This window comes from Mycobacterium heidelbergense (assembly GCF_010730745.1).
GTDB lineage: Bacteria > Actinomycetota > Actinomycetes > Mycobacteriales > Mycobacteriaceae > Mycobacterium > Mycobacterium heidelbergense.
On record NZ_AP022615.1, the window covers coordinates 3,699,284 to 3,716,740 of the forward strand.

15 protein-coding genes are annotated in these 17,457 nt (G+C 69.0%); 9 read left to right on the plus strand and 6 right to left on the minus strand.

Translation table 11 applies throughout. The features are described from left to right. Positions 1 to 38: 38 nt before the first annotated feature. Entirely contained in the window at positions 39 to 1,385 is a 1,347-nt protein-coding gene (locus G6N25_RS17425; protein WP_083071986.1) for an MFS transporter, read from the plus strand. Positions 1,386 to 1,392: 7 nt separating this feature from the next. On the opposite strand, the gene G6N25_RS17430 is transcribed toward G6N25_RS17425, so the two are convergent. Both G6N25_RS17430 and G6N25_RS17435 read right to left on the minus strand, forming a co-directional pair. Then, positions 1,393 to 2,166 (minus strand): MmpS family transport accessory protein, encoded by a 774-nt coding sequence (locus tag G6N25_RS17430; protein WP_232065827.1) that lies wholly within the window; start codon positions 2,164 to 2,166, stop codon positions 1,393 to 1,395. A gap of 71 nt (positions 2,167 to 2,237) precedes the next feature. Beyond that, the gene (locus tag G6N25_RS17435; protein ID WP_083072111.1) at positions 2,238 to 2,894 is read right to left on the minus strand and encodes an SACE_7040 family transcriptional regulator; all 657 of its coding nucleotides are present in this window, start codon (positions 2,892 to 2,894) and stop codon (positions 2,238 to 2,240) included. A 205-nt stretch (positions 2,895 to 3,099) separates the two neighbouring features. On the opposite strand from G6N25_RS17435, the gene G6N25_RS17440 reads away from it, so the two are divergent. From G6N25_RS17440 to G6N25_RS17475, 8 genes are all read left to right on the plus strand, one after another. Beyond that, complete coding sequence (locus tag G6N25_RS17440) at positions 3,100 to 4,716, plus strand: carboxyl transferase domain-containing protein (protein WP_083071988.1); 1,617 nt, start codon at positions 3,100 to 3,102, stop codon at positions 4,714 to 4,716. A 5-nt stretch (positions 4,717 to 4,721) separates the two neighbouring features. Beyond that, positions 4,722 to 6,695, plus strand: a complete 1,974-nt coding sequence (locus G6N25_RS17445) for an acetyl/propionyl/methylcrotonyl-CoA carboxylase subunit alpha (protein WP_083072112.1) — start codon at positions 4,722 to 4,724, stop codon at positions 6,693 to 6,695. Next, positions 6,692 to 7,840: an acyl-CoA dehydrogenase family protein gene (locus G6N25_RS17450; protein WP_083071989.1), complete on the plus strand. Its 1,149-nt coding sequence runs from the start codon at positions 6,692 to 6,694 to the stop codon at positions 7,838 to 7,840. The genes G6N25_RS17445 and G6N25_RS17450 overlap by 4 nt, the downstream gene beginning before the upstream one ends. Further along, a complete protein-coding gene (locus G6N25_RS17455; protein ID WP_372506718.1) occupies positions 7,822 to 8,322 on the plus strand; it encodes a MaoC family dehydratase in 501 nt (166 codons plus the stop codon). The genes G6N25_RS17450 and G6N25_RS17455 overlap by 19 nt, the downstream gene beginning before the upstream one ends. After that, positions 8,319 to 9,140, plus strand: a complete 822-nt coding sequence (locus G6N25_RS17460) for an HpcH/HpaI aldolase/citrate lyase family protein (protein WP_083071991.1) — start codon at positions 8,319 to 8,321, stop codon at positions 9,138 to 9,140. The genes G6N25_RS17455 and G6N25_RS17460 overlap by 4 nt, the downstream gene beginning before the upstream one ends. A gap of 182 nt (positions 9,141 to 9,322) precedes the next feature. Then, entirely contained in the window at positions 9,323 to 10,420 is a 1,098-nt protein-coding gene (gene pdhA / locus G6N25_RS17465; RefSeq protein ID WP_083071992.1) for a pyruvate dehydrogenase (acetyl-transferring) E1 component subunit alpha, read from the plus strand. Further along, on the plus strand, positions 10,421 to 11,458 hold the full coding sequence (gene bkdB, locus G6N25_RS17470; RefSeq protein WP_083071993.1) for a 3-methyl-2-oxobutanoate dehydrogenase subunit beta: 1,038 nt from the start codon (positions 10,421 to 10,423) through the stop codon (positions 11,456 to 11,458). Beyond that, the gene (locus G6N25_RS17475; protein WP_083071994.1) at positions 11,455 to 12,612 is read left to right on the plus strand and encodes a dihydrolipoamide acetyltransferase family protein; all 1,158 of its coding nucleotides are present in this window, start codon (positions 11,455 to 11,457) and stop codon (positions 12,610 to 12,612) included. The genes bkdB and G6N25_RS17475 overlap by 4 nt, the downstream gene beginning before the upstream one ends. Here G6N25_RS17475 and G6N25_RS17480 read toward each other — a convergent pair. From G6N25_RS17480 to G6N25_RS17495, 4 genes are all read right to left on the minus strand, one after another. After that, positions 12,607 to 13,986: an HNH endonuclease signature motif containing protein gene (locus tag G6N25_RS17480; RefSeq protein ID WP_083071995.1), complete on the minus strand. Its 1,380-nt coding sequence runs from the start codon at positions 13,984 to 13,986 to the stop codon at positions 12,607 to 12,609. The two genes, G6N25_RS17475 and G6N25_RS17480, sit on opposite strands and share 6 nt — an antisense overlap. Positions 13,987 to 14,086: 100 nt before the next feature. After that, positions 14,087 to 14,857, minus strand: a complete 771-nt coding sequence (locus tag G6N25_RS17485) for an enoyl-CoA hydratase (RefSeq protein ID WP_083071996.1) — start codon at positions 14,855 to 14,857, stop codon at positions 14,087 to 14,089. Positions 14,858 to 14,923: 66 nt separating this feature from the next. Beyond that, entirely contained in the window at positions 14,924 to 16,375 is a 1,452-nt protein-coding gene (locus tag G6N25_RS17490) for an FAD-binding oxidoreductase (protein WP_083072113.1), read from the minus strand. Positions 16,376 to 16,480: 105 nt separating this feature from the next. Next, entirely contained in the window at positions 16,481 to 17,176 is a 696-nt protein-coding gene (locus G6N25_RS17495; protein ID WP_083071997.1) for a cutinase family protein, read from the minus strand. Between the last annotated feature and the right edge of the window lie 281 nt (positions 17,177 to 17,457).

Genomic DNA, 17,457 nt, shown 5'->3' on the forward strand with positions numbered 1-17,457 from the left:
GCGGCGGGTCGTCCGCCAAACACATTAGAGTGCCGGGCATGAGTGAGCGGGGGTCGCGTCCGGTCACACCCGTGCGATCCCACATCGTGGCGTGGGCGCTGTGGGACTGCGGTTCCACCGGTCTGAACGCGATCGTGGCGACCTTCGTCTTCTCCGTCTACCTCACCAGCAGCGTGGGGGCGGGACTGTCCGGCGGTACGTCGCCGGCGAGCTGGTTGGGCCGCGCGGGGGCCATCGCCGGGTTGACCGTCGCGCTGCTGGCGCCGGCGGTTGGCGTGTGGGTGGAGTCCCCGCATCGCAGGCGGGTGGCCCTGGGCGTGCTGACCGGCCTGGCGGTCGCGCTGACGTGCGCGATGTTCTTGATCCGCGATCGCCCCGGCTACCTGTGGGCCGGGTTGGTGCTGCTCGGGGCGACGGCCGCGTGCGGCGACCTGGCCAGCGTTCCGTACAACGCGATGCTGCGCCAGCTCTCGACGCCGCGGACGGCCGGCCGGATTTCCGGCCTCGGGTGGGCATCGGGTTACTTCGGCAGCGTCCTGCTGCTGCTGGTGATCTATGCGGGATTCATTTCCGGGTCGGGCTCGGGCCCGGGCGCGGTGCGTGGGCTGCTGCGGGTGCCCGTTCACGACGGGCTCTACGTCCGGGAGGCGATGCTGGTGGCCGCGGCGTGGCTCGCCGTGTTGGCCCTGCCGCTGTTGTCCGTCGCGCACCGGTTGCCGGAGACGGCGGAGGTGTACCAGCCGACGAGCATGCTGGGCGGCTATCGCAAGCTGTGCAGAGAGGTCTCCGCGGAATGGCGGCGCGACCGCAACCTGGTCTATTTCCTGGTGGCGAGCGCGCTCTTCCGGGACGGGCTGGCGGCGATTTTCGCGTTCGGCGCCGTGTTGGGCGTCAACGTCTACGGCATCTCGCAGGCCAACGTCCTGATATTCGGCGTGGTGGCCAGCGTGGTGGCCGCGGTGGGCGCCGTGCTGGGCGGGTTCGTCGACCACCGGGTCGGATCCAAACCGGTCATCGTTGCGTCGCTGGTCGCGATCGTCGCCTTGGCGCTGACGTTGATGGTGCTATCCGGTTCTCTGGCGTTCTGGGTGTGCGGGCTGCTGCTGTGCATGTTCATCGGGCCGTCGCAATCGTCGGCGCGCGCCCTGCTGCTGCAGATGGCGAAGGACGGCAGCGAAGGGGTCGCCTTCGGCCTCTACACGATGACGGGACGGGCGGTTGCGTTCGTGGCGCCGTGGCTGTTCTCCGTCTTCGTCGACGCGTTCGGCGCCGTGCGCGCCGGCCTCGGCGGGATCTGCCTGGTGCTGATCGCCGGGCTGCTGGGGATGTTGGCGGTCCGTGTTCCGGCGCGCGGCCAACACGTGACCGCACTAACCCAGCACTAACCCGTCGCTAACCCCGCGCGTCGCAGATCGTCAGGCCCACCCCGGCCCGCTGGCTCACCTGTACTCCTCCGATGGTGACCGAGCAGGTGACGTTGTGGCCGAAGTTCACGATCGTGACGTTGGCCGGGTGGACGGCCGACTTCGCCAGGCTGACCTCTTTGCTCCACGGCAGCGCGACATTGAACTCGGTCTGTATGACATCGCCGGTGGCGATGTACATGATGCTGAGCGCGCGGCCTTCGCCGGTGACGGTGTAGACCACGTCCTGCATCGCGGCCGGGCCGGTCGTCTGGGTCGGCGGCGGCGCCGGCACGAGGGTGCGGGGCGGTGGCGGCCGTGTCGATGGGGTCGGCGTCGAAGCCTTTGTGCTCGGCTCGGGCATGGCCGGCAGCGGCGGGACGGCGGTCTGGGTCCTGATCGCGTCGTTGACGAGGACCAGGGCGATCGCCAGCGCGATCACCAGCAGCACCGCCGCCCCCGCGGCGATCCACATCCAGCGTCGCGACTTCGGGCCGCCCGGCGGCGGGGAAGCCGGGCCGTACGGAGGCAGCCCGTCCGACCGCGGCAACTCCTGCTGCCAGTACGCCGGCAGCTGCTTGGTGTCGTTCAGGCCCGGCGCCCATTGCGGGACGTGTCCGCCGTAGGTGGGCGCGTAGGGTCCCGCCTGGTCGGCGTACGCCGGGTCAGCGGGCGGCGGCGGATACGGGTAACCCTGCGATCCGGCCGGTCCTGGCCCCGGTAGAGGGGGACTCAACCGCCCGGATCGACGTGGATCGTTCATGCCCACCTCATGGTTTGCAGGGTACCTGGGGCCCGGCACCCGAGCGGTGGCTTTATCCGATTACGCGAAATTCAGGGGCATTGATTCGCGGCGCTGAGCGCGGCGACGGTCATGGCCCGCATCACGACCCGGGACCGCGCCGCGCGGGCCGCCTTGGTGCGCGAATTGTCCGGGGACTTCATGCTGTGCGGTGTCGAATTCAGCAGACCGAAGACCGCGTGCGCCGTCAGCCGGGCGTCGGCTTCGGCCAGCTTGGGATTCAGCTCACGCAGCACGCCCACCCAGACCTCGACGTATTGGCGCTGCGCCTTGCGCACCTGCTTCTCGGCGGCCGCGGGCAGGTGCGCGAGGTCGCGGTCCTGAATGCGGATCAGGTCGGGTTCGCCCAGCGCGAAGTCGAGGTGAAAGTCGATGAGGTCGTCCAACGCGGCCGCCGCCCCGGAGCTGCGGGCCCGCGCCTCCCGGGCGCCGGCGAGTAGCCGCGTGCTGATCCCCACCAGCAACTCGACCAGCAGCGCCTCCTTGTTGGGGAAGTGGCGGTAGATGGCCGGACCGCTGACGCCGGCGGCGGCGCCGATGTCTTCCAGGCGCACCGCGAGGAAACCGCGCTCGGCGAATAGGCGTTCAGCGGCCGACAGAAGTCGCAAGCGGCGGTCGGATTTCAACCGGCTGCGGCGATTTGGGGTGTCGGCGCGGCTGGACCGGCCCGCTGGCGCGGACGCCGTCATGACGACCTCCGTCCACAACTCGTCCGGTCGGTTAATCGCCACTAACGTAGCACGAGTTATTCGCCATTAACTCGCGAGTGAGCGATGCGGCGGCCGAGCGCCTCCCTTTGCTGGACGCGGCACGCGGGCGATGGTATTCTCACCCGAGTTAATCAGGATTAACTGAAGTTGGGACCGCCCGGACGGCAAGGAGGCTGCTGCGGCGATGGACGAGGTGGTGGCGACGGCCGCCGAAGCGGTCGCCGACGTAAGGGCCGCGCCGTCGTTCGCCGACGAGCACCGCCGGCTGGTCGGTGAGCTGAACGCCACGCTGGCGGCCGCGGCGCTGGGCGGCAACGAACGCGCGCGCGAGCGGCACGTCGGCCGCGGCAAGTTATTGCCGCGCGAACGCGTGGATCGCCTGCTCGACCCGGGCAGCCCGTTTCTGGAGCTGTCGCCGCTGGCCGCCCATGGAATGTACGACGACGAATCTCCGGGGGCCGGGATCATCACCGGGATCGGCCGGGTGTCGGAGCGCGAGTGTGTGATCGTCGCGAACGACGCGACGGTCAAGGGCGGCACCTACTACCCGATGACCGTCAAGAAGCACCTGCGCGCGCAGGAGATCGCGCTGCAGAACCGGCTGCCGTGCATCTATCTCGTCGACTCCGGCGGCGCCTTCCTGCCGCGCCAGGACGAGGTGTTTCCCGACCGGGAACATTTTGGGCGGATCTTCTACAACCAGGCGACCATGAGCGCCAAGGGAATTCCACAAATCGCGGCGGTGCTCGGGTCCTGCACGGCGGGCGGCGCCTACGTGCCGGCGATGAGCGACGAGGCCGTCATCGTCCGCGAGCAGGGCACGATCTTTCTGGGTGGCCCGCCGCTGGTCAAGGCCGCCACCGGGGAGATCGTCACGGCCGAGGAACTCGGCGGCGGCGACCTGCATTCGCGGGTCTCCGGTGTCACCGACCACCTGGCCGACGACGACGAGCACGCGCTGCGGATCGTCCGGTCGATCGTGGCGACCTTCGGCCCGCGTCAGCCCAGTCCGTGGGAGGTGCGGCGCTCGGTCGAGCCCACGCACCCGCAGACCGAGCTCTACGACGTCGTGCCCCCGGACCCACGGGTGCCCTATGACGTGCACGAGGTGATCGTGCGGCTGGTCGACGGCGGCGGATTCAGCGAGTTCAAGGCCAACTACGGCAAGACGCTGGTGACCGCCTTCGCCCACATCCACGGCCACCCCGTCGGCGTCGTCGCCAACAACGGCGTGCTGTTCAGCGAATCCGCCTTGAAGGGCGCGCATTTCATCGAGCTGTGCGACAAGCGCAAGGTCCCGCTGCTGTTCCTGCAGAACATCGCGGGTTTCATGGTGGGTCGCGACTACGAGGCCGGCGGCATCGCCAAGCACGGCGCCAAGATGGTCACCGCGGTGGCCTGCGCCCGGGTGCCCAAGCTGACCGTCGTGATCGGCGGATCCTATGGCGCGGGCAACTATTCGATGTGCGGCCGGGCCTACTCGCCGCGCTTTCTGTGGATGTGGCCGAATGCGCGAATCTCGGTCATGGGCGGCGAGCAGGCCGCGTCGGTGCTGGCGACCGTGCGCGGTGAGCAGCTGAGCGCGGCGGGCAAGCCCTGGTCGGCCGGCGAGGAGGAGGCGTTCAAGGCGCCCATCCGCGAGCAGTATGAGGACCAGGGCAATCCGTACTACTCGACGGCCCGCCTGTGGGACGACGGCATCATCGACCCGGCGGATACCAGAACCATTGTCGGGCTGGCTCTTTCGGTGTGCGCCCAGGCGCCGCTGGAACCGGTCTCCTACGGCGTCTTCCGGATGTGAGTGCGGTGTTCGAGACCGTGTTGGTGGCCAACCGCGGCGAGATCGCGGTGCGGGTGATCCGCACCCTGCGCCGGCTGGGCATCCGGTCGGTCGCCGTCTACAGCGACCCCGACGCCGGCGCGCGGCACGTGCTCGAGGCCGACGAAGCGGTGCGGCTGGGGCCCGCCGCGGCGCGCGAGAGCTACCTCGACATCGCCAAGGTGCTCGACGCCGCCACGCGCACCGGGTCCCAGGCGATCCACCCCGGCTACGGGTTCCTGTCGGAGAACGCCGATTTCGCGGCGGCCTGCGAGCGGGCCGGGGTGGTGTTCCTGGGTCCGCCGGCCCGGGCGATCCGGGTGATGGGCGACAAGATCGCCGCCAAGAACGCGGTCGCCGCCTTCGACGTGCCGGTGGTGCCCGGTGTGGCCAAGCCGGGGCTGACCGACGACGAGCTTGTGACCGCGGCCGAGGAGGTCGGCTATCCCGTGCTGGTCAAGCCGTCGGCGGGCGGCGGCGGCAAGGGCATGCGGCTGGTGGAGGACCCGGCCCGGCTGCGCGAGGCGCTGGCGGGCGCGCGGCGGGAGGCGGCGTCGGCGTTCGGCGACGACACGTTGTTCCTGGAGCGGTTCGTGTTGCGGCCCAGGCACATCGAGGTGCAGGTGCTCGCCGACACCCACGGCAACGTCGTGCATCTGGGCGAACGCGAGTGCAGCCTGCAGCGTCGCCACCAGAAGGTGATCGAGGAGGCGCCCTCCCCGCTGCTTGACGCCGAGACGCGCGCGCGGATCGGGGCCGCGGCCTGCGACACCGCCCGCAGCGTCGACTACGTCGGCGCCGGCACGGTGGAGTTCATCGTCTCCGCCGAGCGTCCCGACGAGTTCTTCTTCATGGAGATGAACACCCGCCTGCAGGTGGAACATCCGGTCACCGAGGCGATCACCGGCCTGGACCTGGTGGAGTGGCAGCTGCGGGTGGCCGCCGGCGAGAAGCTGGCGTTCGCCCAGGACGACATCGAGCTGCGCGGGCACGCGATCGAGGCCCGCGTGTACGCGGAGGATCCGGCGCGGGGGTTTCTGCCCACCGGCGGGCGGGTGCTGCGGGTGTTCGAACCCTCGGGCGACGGCGTGCGGGTGGACTCGTCGCTGCGGGACGGGACTATGGTCGGCAGCGATTACGATCCGATGCTGAGCAAGGTGATCGCCCACGGGGTCGATCGCGGGGAGGCTTTGGCCCGGCTCGACAGGGCGCTGTCGCGGACCGCGATCCTGGGCGTGCGGACCAACATCGAGTTTCTCCGATTCCTGCTGGCCGACGAGCGGGTGCGGGCGGGCGACCTGGACACCGCACTGCTCGACGAGCGGCTGGCCGACTTCGCTCCGCTGCCCGCACCCGACGACGTGCTCGCCGCGGGCGGCCTCTACCGCCAGTGGGCCCTGGCATGCCGCGCTTGGGGCGATCTATGGGCCGCACCGACCGGATGGCGCGCCGGCGGTGGCGCCGCGCCGGTCCGCACCGCGATGCAGACTCCGCTGCGCGCCGAGACGGTGTCGGTGTGGGGGCCGCCGGACGCCGCCCGGGTCCAGGTCGGCGGCGGCGAGATCCATTCCGCGAGCGTGCAACTCGAGGGTGACCAGATGAGCGTCACTCTGGACGGCCTGCGCCGGGACTACCGGTGGGCCGAGGCCGAGCGGCACCTCTGGATCGCCGACGAGCGGGGAACCTGGCACCTGCGCGAGGCCGAGGAACGCACGATCCATCGCGCGGCGGGCGCGCGGCAGGCGGAGATCACGAGCCCCATGCCCGGCAACGTGATCGCCGTGCGGGTCGACTCCGGCGCCGAGGTCGCCGAGGGTGACGTGGTGATGGTCGTCGAGGCGATGAAGATGGAACACCCGCTGACCGCACCGGCTTCGGGACGGGTAGAGGCGCTGGTGTCCGTCGGCGATCAAGTGAGAGTCGATCAGGTGCTGGCGCGGATCAAGGATCGGGAATCATGACGACACTGCCGCAGGAATACCGGGAACTTCGCGACACGGTGGCCGACTTCGCGCGCACCGTGGTCGCCCCGGTATCGGCCAAACACGATGAGGAGCACAGCTTCCCGTACGAGGTGGTCGCCAAGATGGGCGAGATGGGCCTGTTCGGCCTGCCGTTCCCCGAGGAATACGGCGGCATGGGCGGCGACTACTTCGCGCTGTCGCTGGCGCTCGAGGAGCTCGGCAAGGTCGACCAGTCGGTGGCGATCACCCTGGAGGCCGGCGCCAGCCTCGGCGCGATGCCGATCTACCGGTTCGGCACCGACGAGCAGAAGCGAAGGTGGCTGCCCGACCTCACCGCCGGGCGGGCGCTGGCCGGCTTCGGGCTCACCGAGCCGGGCGCCGGCTCCGACGCCGGCGGCACCCGCACCACCGCCCGGCTCGACGGCGGCCAGTGGGTCATCAACGGCAGCAAGCAATTCATCACCAACTCGGGCACCGACATCACCTCGCTGGTCACCGTCACCGCGGTCACCGGCACCGCCGCCGATGGCAAGAAAGAGATCTCGACGATCATCGTGCCCAGCGGCACACCGGGATTCACCGTCGAACCGGTCTACAACAAGGTGGGCTGGAACGCGTCGGACACCCGCCCGTTGACGTTCGCCGACGCCCGCGTCCCCGAGGAGAACCTGCTGGGCGCCCGCGGGACCGGCTACGCGAACTTCCTGTCGATCCTGGACGAGGGCCGCATCGCGATCGCCGCGCTGGCGACCGGGGCGGCGCAGGGCTGCGTCGACGAGAGCGTCAAGTACGCCAAGGAGCGCCAGTCGTTCGGCCAGCCGATAGGCTCCTACCAGGCGATCAGCTTCAAGATCGCCCGGATGGAGGCCCGCGCGCACGTCGCCCGCACGGCGTATTACGATGCGGCCGCAAAGATGTTGGCGGGCAACCCCTTCAAGAAGGAGGCGGCGATCGCGAAGATGATCGCGTCGGAGGCGGCGATGGACAACGCCCGCGACGCCACGCAAATCCACGGCGGCTACGGCTTCATGAACGAGTATCCGGTCGCGCGTCATTACCGCGACAGCAAGATCCTCGAGATCGGTGAGGGCACCACCGAGGTGCAGCTGATGCTCATCGCGCGATCGCTGGGGCTGTCGTGACGGATGCCAAATCGGTTGTGCAGCGCGGCCTGTGGTTCGAGGAGTTCGAAATCGGCACCACCTACCTGCACCGGCCCGGACGCACCGTCACCGAGGCCGACAACGTGTTGTTCACCACGCTGACGATGAACACCCAGTCGCTGCACCTCGACGCGGCGTGGGCGGCGCAGCAGCCGGGTTTCCGGGGCGAGCGGCTGGTGAATTCGATGTTCACCCTGTCGACGCTGGTGGGCCTGTCGGTGTCGCAGCTGACGCTGGGCACCATCGTGGCCAACCTCGGCTTCTCCGAGGTGTCGTTCCCCAAGCCGGTCTTCCACGGCGACACCCTGTACGCCGAGACGGTGTGCACGGCCAAGCGCGAGTCCAAGAGCCGGCCGGGCGAGGGCATCGTCACCCTCGAGCACACCGGGCGCAACCAGCACGGCGACGTCGTCGCCCGGGCCGTCCGCACCACCCTGGTCCAGAAACGGCCGGCGCGGTGAACCTGCGCGCCGCCGGCCCGGCGTGGCTGTTCTGCCCGGCGGACCGTCCCGAGCGGTTCGCGAAGGCCGCCGCGGCCGCCGACGTGGTGATCCTCGACCTCGAGGACGGCGTGGCCGAAGCGGACAAACCCGCCGCCCGCCGGGCGCTGCGGGAGACCGTGCTGGACCCGGAGCGCACCGTGGTGCGGATCAACGCGGCCGGCACCGAGGAGCACGCCCGCGACCTGGATGCCCTGGCCGACACCGCGTACACGGCGGTGATGCTGTCGAAGACCGAATCGGCCGCTCAGGTTGCCGCGCTCGCGCCGCGCGAGGTCGTCGCGCTGATCGAGACGCCGCGCGGCGCGGTGTTCGCCACCGACATCGCCGCGGCCGAGGGCACCGTGGCGATGATGTGGGGTGCCGAGGACCTGGTCGCCACCCTGGGCGGCAGCTCCAGCCGGCGGTCCGGCGGCGCCTACCGGGACGTGGCCCGCCACGTGCGGTCGACGGTGCTGCTGGCGGCGTCGGCGTTCGGCCGGATCGCGCTGGACGCCGTGCATTTGGACATCCGCGACATCGACGGCCTGCGCGCGGAGGCCGACGACGCCGTCGCGGTGGGATTCGACGGGACGGTCTGCATCCACCCGAGCCAGGTCCCGGTGGTGCGCGAGGCGTATCGCCCCAGCGAGGAGAGGCTGGACTGGGCGCGGCGGGTATTGGCGGCCGCGAAGACCGAGCGCGGGGTGTTCGCGTACGAGGGCCAGATGGTCGACTCGCCGGTGCTCAAGCACGCGGAAATGCTGCTGCGCCGGGCGGGGGAATCCGCGTCGGGGTGAGGCGTCGGCGTCGCCGCGACACGTCCTCGCCGCGACCGCGATCAACGCGGTGTCTTCGGATTTGAGCGCATAATGGGAGGTGCGCCAGTGTCGCGGCGAGCGGAGTCTTTCGGGTGGCTGGCGATCGACTTCGTCTCGCGGTAGGTCTCCTGTGCCACGCGGCTTCTGGCTAAGGAGGCGGTATGGCGGAGATCCTTCGGACGCCGATGACTGTCGACCTCGAACCGGTGCGACTCGTCGCCCCGGACGGCACGCCGACACCCGAATGCCGCTACGGCCGTGACCTTCCCGCGGAGACGCTGTGCTGGCTCTACGAGATGATGGTGGTCACCCGGGAGCTGGACACCGAGTTCGTCAACCTGAAGCGCCAAGGACAATTGGCGCTGTTCGCGTCCTGCCGTGGCCAGGAGGCCGCCCAGGTGGGCGCCACGGCCTGCCTGCGCAAGACCGACTGGCTATTTCCGCAATATCGCGAGCTCGGCGCGTATCTGGTGCGCGGCATTCCGCCCGGGCATGTGGGCGCGGCATGGCGCGGAACCTGGCACGGCGGGCTGGAATTCACCACGAAATGCTGTGCCCCGATGTCTATTCCGATCGGCACCCAGACCCTGCACGCCGTCGGCGCGGCGATGGCCGCGCAACGCCTGCGCGAAGATTCGGTGGCGGTGGCCTTCCTCGGCGACGGCGCCACCAGCGAGGGCGACGTGCACGAGGCGCTGAACTTCGCGGCCGTGTTCACCGCGCCCTGCGTGTTCTATGTGCAGAACAACCAGTGGGCGATCTCGGTGCCGGTATCCAGGCAGACCGCCGCGCCTTCCCTCGCGCACAAGGCGATTGGCTACGGAATGCCCGGAATCCGGGTGGACGGCAACGACGTGCTGGCGTGCTATGCGGTGATGGCCGAGGCCGCCGCCCGGGCCCGGGCCGGTGGCGGCCCGACATTGATCGAGGCGGTCACGTACCGGCTCGGCCCGCACACCACGTCCGACGATCCGACGCGATACCGGACGCAGGACGAAGTGGACCACTGGGCGGCGTTGGACCCGATTCCTCGTTACCGCGCCTACTTACACGGCCAGGGCTTGTGGTCGCAACGCCTGGAGGAGCGGGTCGCTGCCCGGGCGAAGCGAATGCGAGCCGAATTGCGTGACGCCGTCTTCGACGCGCCCGATTTCGACATCGACGACGTGTTCACCACGGTGTACGCGGAGATGACGCCCGGATTGCGGGCGCAGCGCCAACAGCTGCGCGACGAACTTGACCGAGGCGAGGAGGCGTGAATGACCCAGCTCGCTGATCGCCCGGTCGGCCCCGACGAAACGCTCACGGCGTTCGGCGCGCAGTCGTTGACCATGGTGCAGGCGCTCAACCGCGCGCTGCACGACGCGATGGCCGCCGACGATCGGGTCCTGGTGTTCGGCGAGGACGTCTCCGTCGAGGGCGGAGTGTTTCGGGTGACCGAGGGGCTGGCCGAAACATTCGGCGAGGAAAGGTGTTTCGACACGCCGCTGGCCGAGTCCGCCATCATCGGGATCGCGGTGGGGCTGGCCTTGCGCGGCTTCGTCCCGGTGCCGGAGATCCAGTTCGACGGATTCTCCTACCCGGCCTTCGATCAGGTGGTCAGCCACCTGGCGAAGTACCGCACCCGCACCCGTGGTGAGATCAACATGCCGGTGACGGTCCGGATCCCGTCGTTCGGCGGTATCGGTGCGGCCGAACATCATTCGGACTCCACCGAGTCGTACTGGGCGCATACCGCCGGCTTGAAGGTGGTGGTCCCGTCCAGCCCGGCGGACGCGTACTGGCTGCTTCGGCACTCCATCGCGTGCCCGGACCCGGTGATGTTTTTGGAGCCCAAGCGGCGCTACCAGGGCCGCGGCATGGTCGACGCCGGCCGGCCCGAACCGCCCATCGGCCGGGCGATGGTGCGCCGGCCGGGCACCGACGTCACCGTCGTCACCTACGGCAGCCTGGTGAGTACCGCCGTGGCGGCCGCGGAAGAGGCTCAGCGCCAACGCGGTTGGAGCCTGGAGGTCATCGATCTTCGGTCGCTGGTCCCCTTGGACTTCGACACCGTCGCCGCGTCGATCCATCGGAGCGGGCGCTGCGTGGTGTTGCACGAAGGGCCGCGCAGCCTGGGATACGGGGCGGGGCTGGCTGCGCGCATCCAGGAGGAGATGTTCTACGAGCTGGAGGCGCCGGTGTTGCGCGCCTGCGGTTTTGATACTCCGTACCCGCCGGCGCGGCTGGAGGGATTGTGGCTGCCGGGCCCGGACCGGCTGCTGGACTGCGTCGAGCGTGTGCTGGAGCAGCCGTGAGCGCCGACAATCGGATCAAGTCGTTTCGGGTCCCCGACCTCGGCGAGGGGCTCGAAGAGGTGACGGTGACCAGTTGGCACGTCGCCGTCGGTGACGAGGTCGAGCTCAATCAGACCTTGTGTTCGGTGGAGACCGCCAAGGCCGAGGTGGAGATCCCGAGCCCGTACGCCGGGCGGATCGTCGAAACGTGTGGCGCCGAAGGCGATGTGCTCCAGGTGGGTGCGGTGCTTGTCCGCATCGACACCGCGCCGGCGTCATCCGAAGCGAACGGCGAGGCCGCCGTTCCCACGTTGGTGGGCTACGGCACCGACGCCGGCATCGACGCCAGCCGGCGTGGCCGGCCGTTGGCGGCCCCTCCGGTGCGCAAGCTGGCCAAGGAGCTTTCGGTTGACCTCTCTTCGATACGGCACGTTCCCGCGGGCCGGGTGATCACCCGCGCGGACGTGTTGGCGGCGGCTCAGGACGCCGACGTCCGGCCCGTCCGGGGCGTGCAGGCCCGGATGGCGGAGAAGATGACGCTGTCCCACAGCGAAATCCCGGCCGCCAAGGTCAGCGTTGATGTGGATTGCACCGAGTTGTTGCGGTTGCGCGACCGGTTCCGTTCGGCGCATCAGGGGATCACGCCGTTCGTGCTGACGCTGCGGATGCTCGTTGTTGCGTTGAGTCACAACGAAATTCTCAACTCAACCTGGATCGATTCTCCTCAGGGCCCCGAGGTGCACGTCCATCGCTGCATTTATCTGGGATTCGGCGTGGCCACCCAACGCGGGCTGTTGGTCCCGGTGATCGCCGACGCACAGAACAAGGCGACCCGCGAATTGGCCGACCGGACAGTCGAATTGATCACCGGAGCGCGTGAGGGTACGCTGACGCCCGCCGAGTTGCGCGGCTCGACGTTCACCGTGTCGAACTTCGGTGCCCTGGGTGTCGACGACGGCACGCCGGTGATCAACCATCCCGAGGCGGCCATCCTGGGCATGGGAGCGATCAAGCCGCGCCCGGTGGTCGTCGACGGCGAGGTCGTGGTGCGGTCCACGATGACGCTGACGTGTGTGTTCGACCACCGTGTCGCCGACGGCGCCCAGGCGGCCCAGTTCGTCTGCGAGCTAAGGGATTTGATCGAATCGCCGCAGACCGCGCTGCTGGACCTATAGCGGGTCGTCGTCGTCGTCTTGGTCGTGGTGGAGGAGTTTTTCGGGGTGCCAGTAGGTGTTGGTTCTGGGTTGTCCGTGGTCGAGGTGGGCCGGGGGTATCCATTCGGTGTCGCCGTGGGTGTTTTTGCGGGTGCTCCAGCCGCCGGGTTGCACGATGTGGTGTTGGGTGGGGCACCCGAAGGCCAGGTTGTTGACGTCGGTGTCGCCGCAGGTGGTGTAGGGCTCGACGTGGTGGACTTCGCACCAGTACCCGGGCACGGTGCAGCCCGGGGCGGTGCAGCCCAGGTCTTTGGCGTACAAGACGATCCGCTGCGCGGGGGAGGCCAGCCTTTTCGTGTGGTACAGGGCTAGGGTTTTGCCTTTGTCGAAGATGGCCAGGTAGTGGCGGGCGTGGCGGGATAGGCGGATCACATCGCTCATGGGCAGGATGCTGCCCCCGCCGGTCAGGGCGCGCCCGGCGGCGGCCTCGAGCTCGGCCAGGGTGGTGGTGACGATGATGGAGGCGGGTAGGCCGTTGTGTTGGCCGAGTTTTCCCGACGCGAGCAGGGCGCGGTGGGTGGCCAGCAGCGCATCGTGTTGGCGTTGCGCGGGGCTGCGGGTGTCTTTATCGATGGCGTCTTGCGACGGGGTGCCGTCCACGGTGGGGGTCTGATCGGTGGGGTTGCACATGCCGGGGGCGGCCAGTTTGGCCCACACGGCTTCTAGGGTGGCGCGGGCTTCGGGGGTGAGCCAGCCGTGTAGTGCGGACATGCCGTCGGTTTCTTGTTTGCCCAATGTGATGCCGCGCCGCCGGGCGCGGTCGTCGTCGCTGTAGAGGCCGTCGGGGTTGAGGCAGTCGGCGAGGGTGTCGGCTAGTGCGCCGAGTTGTTCGGGTCGATGTTGGGTGCCCAGGCGGGCGAGGTGTTTTTCGGCGCGTTCGCGGGTGGCTGGGTCGATCCAGCCGGGTAGTTGGTGGTAGAACCGGCGGATCGCCGCGACTTGCGCGCCCCCCAGTTTCCCGTCGCGTTGGGCGGCTGCGGTTTCGGCTAGCACCGGCGCCAGTGGTTCGCCGGTCAGGGCGCGGCGGGGTCCGAGGTCGGCGGCCTCGTGAATGCGCCGACCCGCCTCGGCGCGGGTGATCAACGCCCACTCGGCGATGGCATGGGAGAGCGTGCCGCCCAGCTCGTCGGGGGTGGCCTGGCGGGCCAGCTGATTGATCAACGGATGCTCGATCGCCGGCACCCGGCGGCGCACCCGCTCACAGCGCTCCAACAACGCCAACCGCTCCGGCGTGGTCAACGCCTCACAATCCAACCCCAAGACCCCATCAACCGTGGCATCCAGGGCATCGAAGGCAGCCGTGATCGCCTCCCGATCCACCACGCTGCCAGCCATGACCCGAAACTATCGAAGCCCACCGACAAAAAACCCGGCCCAGTGACCACTGAAACCAAAGTGACACAAGAGATTTCTGAATACCGGTAGTGGTTGCGTGCTATCTGCGTTGTGCCGCAGCCAATTTGGCTGCAAATTCTGGTGATTGGATGGAGTACACCTGCGGTCCCAGCTCCGTGCGTATGGCGAATGCGTGTTGCTCGTTGTCCAATGATCCCGGGCTGGCGGTGGCGCGCATGGTGGCTTTGGTCGCCAGCACCACCTCACGGGGAGCGGCTCCGGGCCGCGCGGCAAGCTCGAGGGCCGCCGCGACGGGGTCGTCGGCGACGCTGAGCGCCAACCCGTGCCGTACGGCGGATTCGGCGTCGAAGCGCATGCCGAACAACAAAGCCGCGCGCGCCACCTGCGGGCCTACCGCGCGCTGCAGCATCCACGTCGCACCCCCGCCGGGATGCAGCCCCAACTGTTGGAAGCGGGCGTCGAACGATGCGGCCGGTCCGGCGATGCGCACGTCGGCGGCCAACGCAAGGTTCAGGCCCGCGCCGACGGCCGCGCCGTTGACCGCGGCGATCGTGGGCAACCGGCAATTGCTCACAGCCATGAAGCCGTCGTAGATCCGTTGCAGCCTCGACTCCGCCTCTCCACCTCCCGCGGCGCCCAGGGCGCTGAGGTCGGCGCCCGCACAAAACGCCTTGCCCGCGCCCGTGACGACGACGGCGTGTACGCCAGCGTCGGCTTCGGCCCGCTCCACCGCTTCCCGCAGCCGCGCGGACATCTCGTCGGTGAGGGCATTGCGCCGATCGGGGTCGTTGACGGTGATGAGCGCGACATGGTTGTCGATACTGAAAAGGACCGGGTCGGATTGGGCCACCGGGCACCTCTGCGTTCTCGGGTTTGCTGGGCGAGACTCAGCTAAGGGTACTCGACGATGCCCGCATCAAAAGTTCAGGCTCGAGAACATGATTCGGCGCGGGTCATACTTCTGTCTTACGGCACTCAGCCGAGAAAGGTTCGCGCCGTAGTACCGCGAAGCGGGTTGGTTGGCCTCGAGATAGTTCACATAACCGCCGACCGAATACGGTTGCACCGCTTGGTGTGCGGTGTTGAGCCAGCCGGTGGCGGCCGCCTGGTCACCGGTTTCGACGTACCACTGCACCAGTGAGGACTGCCGGCGCCAGGGGAAGGCTGTGGCGCCCGGTGCCACGGTGGCGAGCGCGCCGTCGAGGGCGTGCATGATCGCCAACATGCGTCCGGCCCCACGGGGAAAGGCGTCGACCGCCGAGGCGATCCCCTTGGCGGCGGCCGGGGTGAGGGTCGTGAAAACATCAGATCCGCCGACGTATCCGAGCGGCGACGGGTTGAGGTTCTCGACGGCCAGATACTTCACCAGGTCCAGATAGTTGAACGTGTGGTTCTCGGTCCCGGTCGGTTGCATCCCGACGGCCGAGGTGATGGCGCTCGCCACGCTGTTACCCGACCCGGCCGGGCAGGTCGCGAGGATCCGACAGTGCGTACCCATGGCGTCGACGGTGGCGTCCGCCAGCGCCCAGCTGCGTTGGTCGGCGGTGCGCAGCCAACTCTGCCAACCGAGGAGAACCTGCGCGAACGACTGCGGCGGGAAATTGAGGTTCACGGCGTCGACGTCGCTGGTGGCGAACGTGGCGAAGGTCAGCGAGGTGGTAACCCCGAAGTTGCCGCCACCGCCGCCGCGCAACGCCCAGAACAGGTCGGGCTGGCTGGCGGCAGACGCGGTGACCGTTTGGCCGCCGGGCAGCACCACCGTCGCCGAGGTCAACTGGTCGGACAGCAGGCCCGCGTGCCGGGATTGGGCGCCCAGCCCGCCGCCGAGGGCGTGTCCCGCGGCGCCGACCGTCGGGCAGGTTCCCGTCGGGATTCCCCGGCCGGCGGCGGCCAGTGCCTGGTGTATGTCAAACAAATGGGTCGCGGGCGTGACGGTGACCTGCCTGGTGGCGGCGTCGTAATTGATTCCGCCGGGCAGCTGCCGCAGGTCGAGCACCATGGTTCCGTTTGCCGTGGATGCGCCGACGTAGGAGTGCCCACCACTGCGCGGAGCGACCTTGAGGTTGTGGGCAGCGGCGAATGCCATGGCTTTTTGCACATCCGCCGCCGACGTCGGCGTGACGATCACCGCCGGCGTCGAGCCGTTGTAGTTGGTGTTGAAAACCTGTTTGGCCGCGCCGAATTGCCCGTTATCCGGGAGGATCACCTGGCCGTTGATGGCGGTGGAAAGACCGCCCCAGCCCGAGGTGGCCGGGTCGGCTGTGGCGCGGCCCGACCCGAAGACCGTCCCCGCGGCCAACGCTCCGGCGGCAGCCCGCAGAAACGTCTGCCGCGAGATCTCACGCGCCGGTCCCGGCGGTACTGTCATGCCCGCATTGTGGGCCATGTTGCGTCAAAAACGCTGTCGCCGCACGACGTGTTGCGAGGCTGATACCAAGCTGGTTACGTTCGGTGTCCGCACGCGGCCAGTGCGTCAGAGATGGCTCGCCACGAAAGTCGCGGCCTGACTGGGCATCCCGGAATGCTGATACGACAGGTGCGCCGCGGAGAACATCTCGTCATGCGTGGGCAGCGCCAAGCCGCCCGGAGAGCAAATCGGGTCGCCGGGCGCACACAAGTCAATGGCCTTAGCCCCATACCACGGGCTGATCGCGCTGATCGGCCCGCCCAGATACCTGTCCGTCGGATTCCCGAAGACGGCAACCGCGGCAACGTGATCGGCCACGTCCGCCGACAGCGTCGCCGCGTTAAAGCCCGCGACCGATGCTCGGGCGATCGTGATCAGGTCTATCACCATCGCGCCTTGGGAATATCCGCCAAGCACCAGCTTCGTGTTGGGACAGTTCGCGGCCATCGACTGAACGTGAGCGCTCGCGTCGCTGGCGCCGGCGGATGCGGACGGCGGCCAGTCTTCGGTGGCGGGGTAGTTGACGGGATACACGCCGAGGGACCGACCCCCAACCTGCGAGCGCAGCGAATCGATAAATGCCTGTCCGACGCCGCCAACACCGGGTGGCTCGTCGGTGGCGCGGGCGAACGTCACCTCGACGTCGGGGCAGGGAGCGGCGGACGCGGAGGCGATCAGGATAGGCGCGCTCAGCAGCGTCGCCCAGGTTGTCACCACCGCGGTACCCAGCGAACAAGCGAGTTGGCGTGCGTTCACGGACATCAACCTTATCTTCACGTCGAGCAGCGGAGCGCTTCGAGACCCTGGATCCAGTTCATCGGGGGCACCTTCCCGCATCTTCCGGCAGCCGGCTCGACGAGGACGCCGACCTTATCGCCCTCGACGATCGCAAGGCCGCGACGACCGATCGGCCGCTGGTTGAGCGGTGATCGTCAGTCACAGGACGATTCAACCGATTGGCGCGAACAAGGTCACGCGGTGAGAACCCTTGCGGCGCAACGGGCATTTAACGTCGCGTCGAGTCCGGATCGACAGCAGCCCAC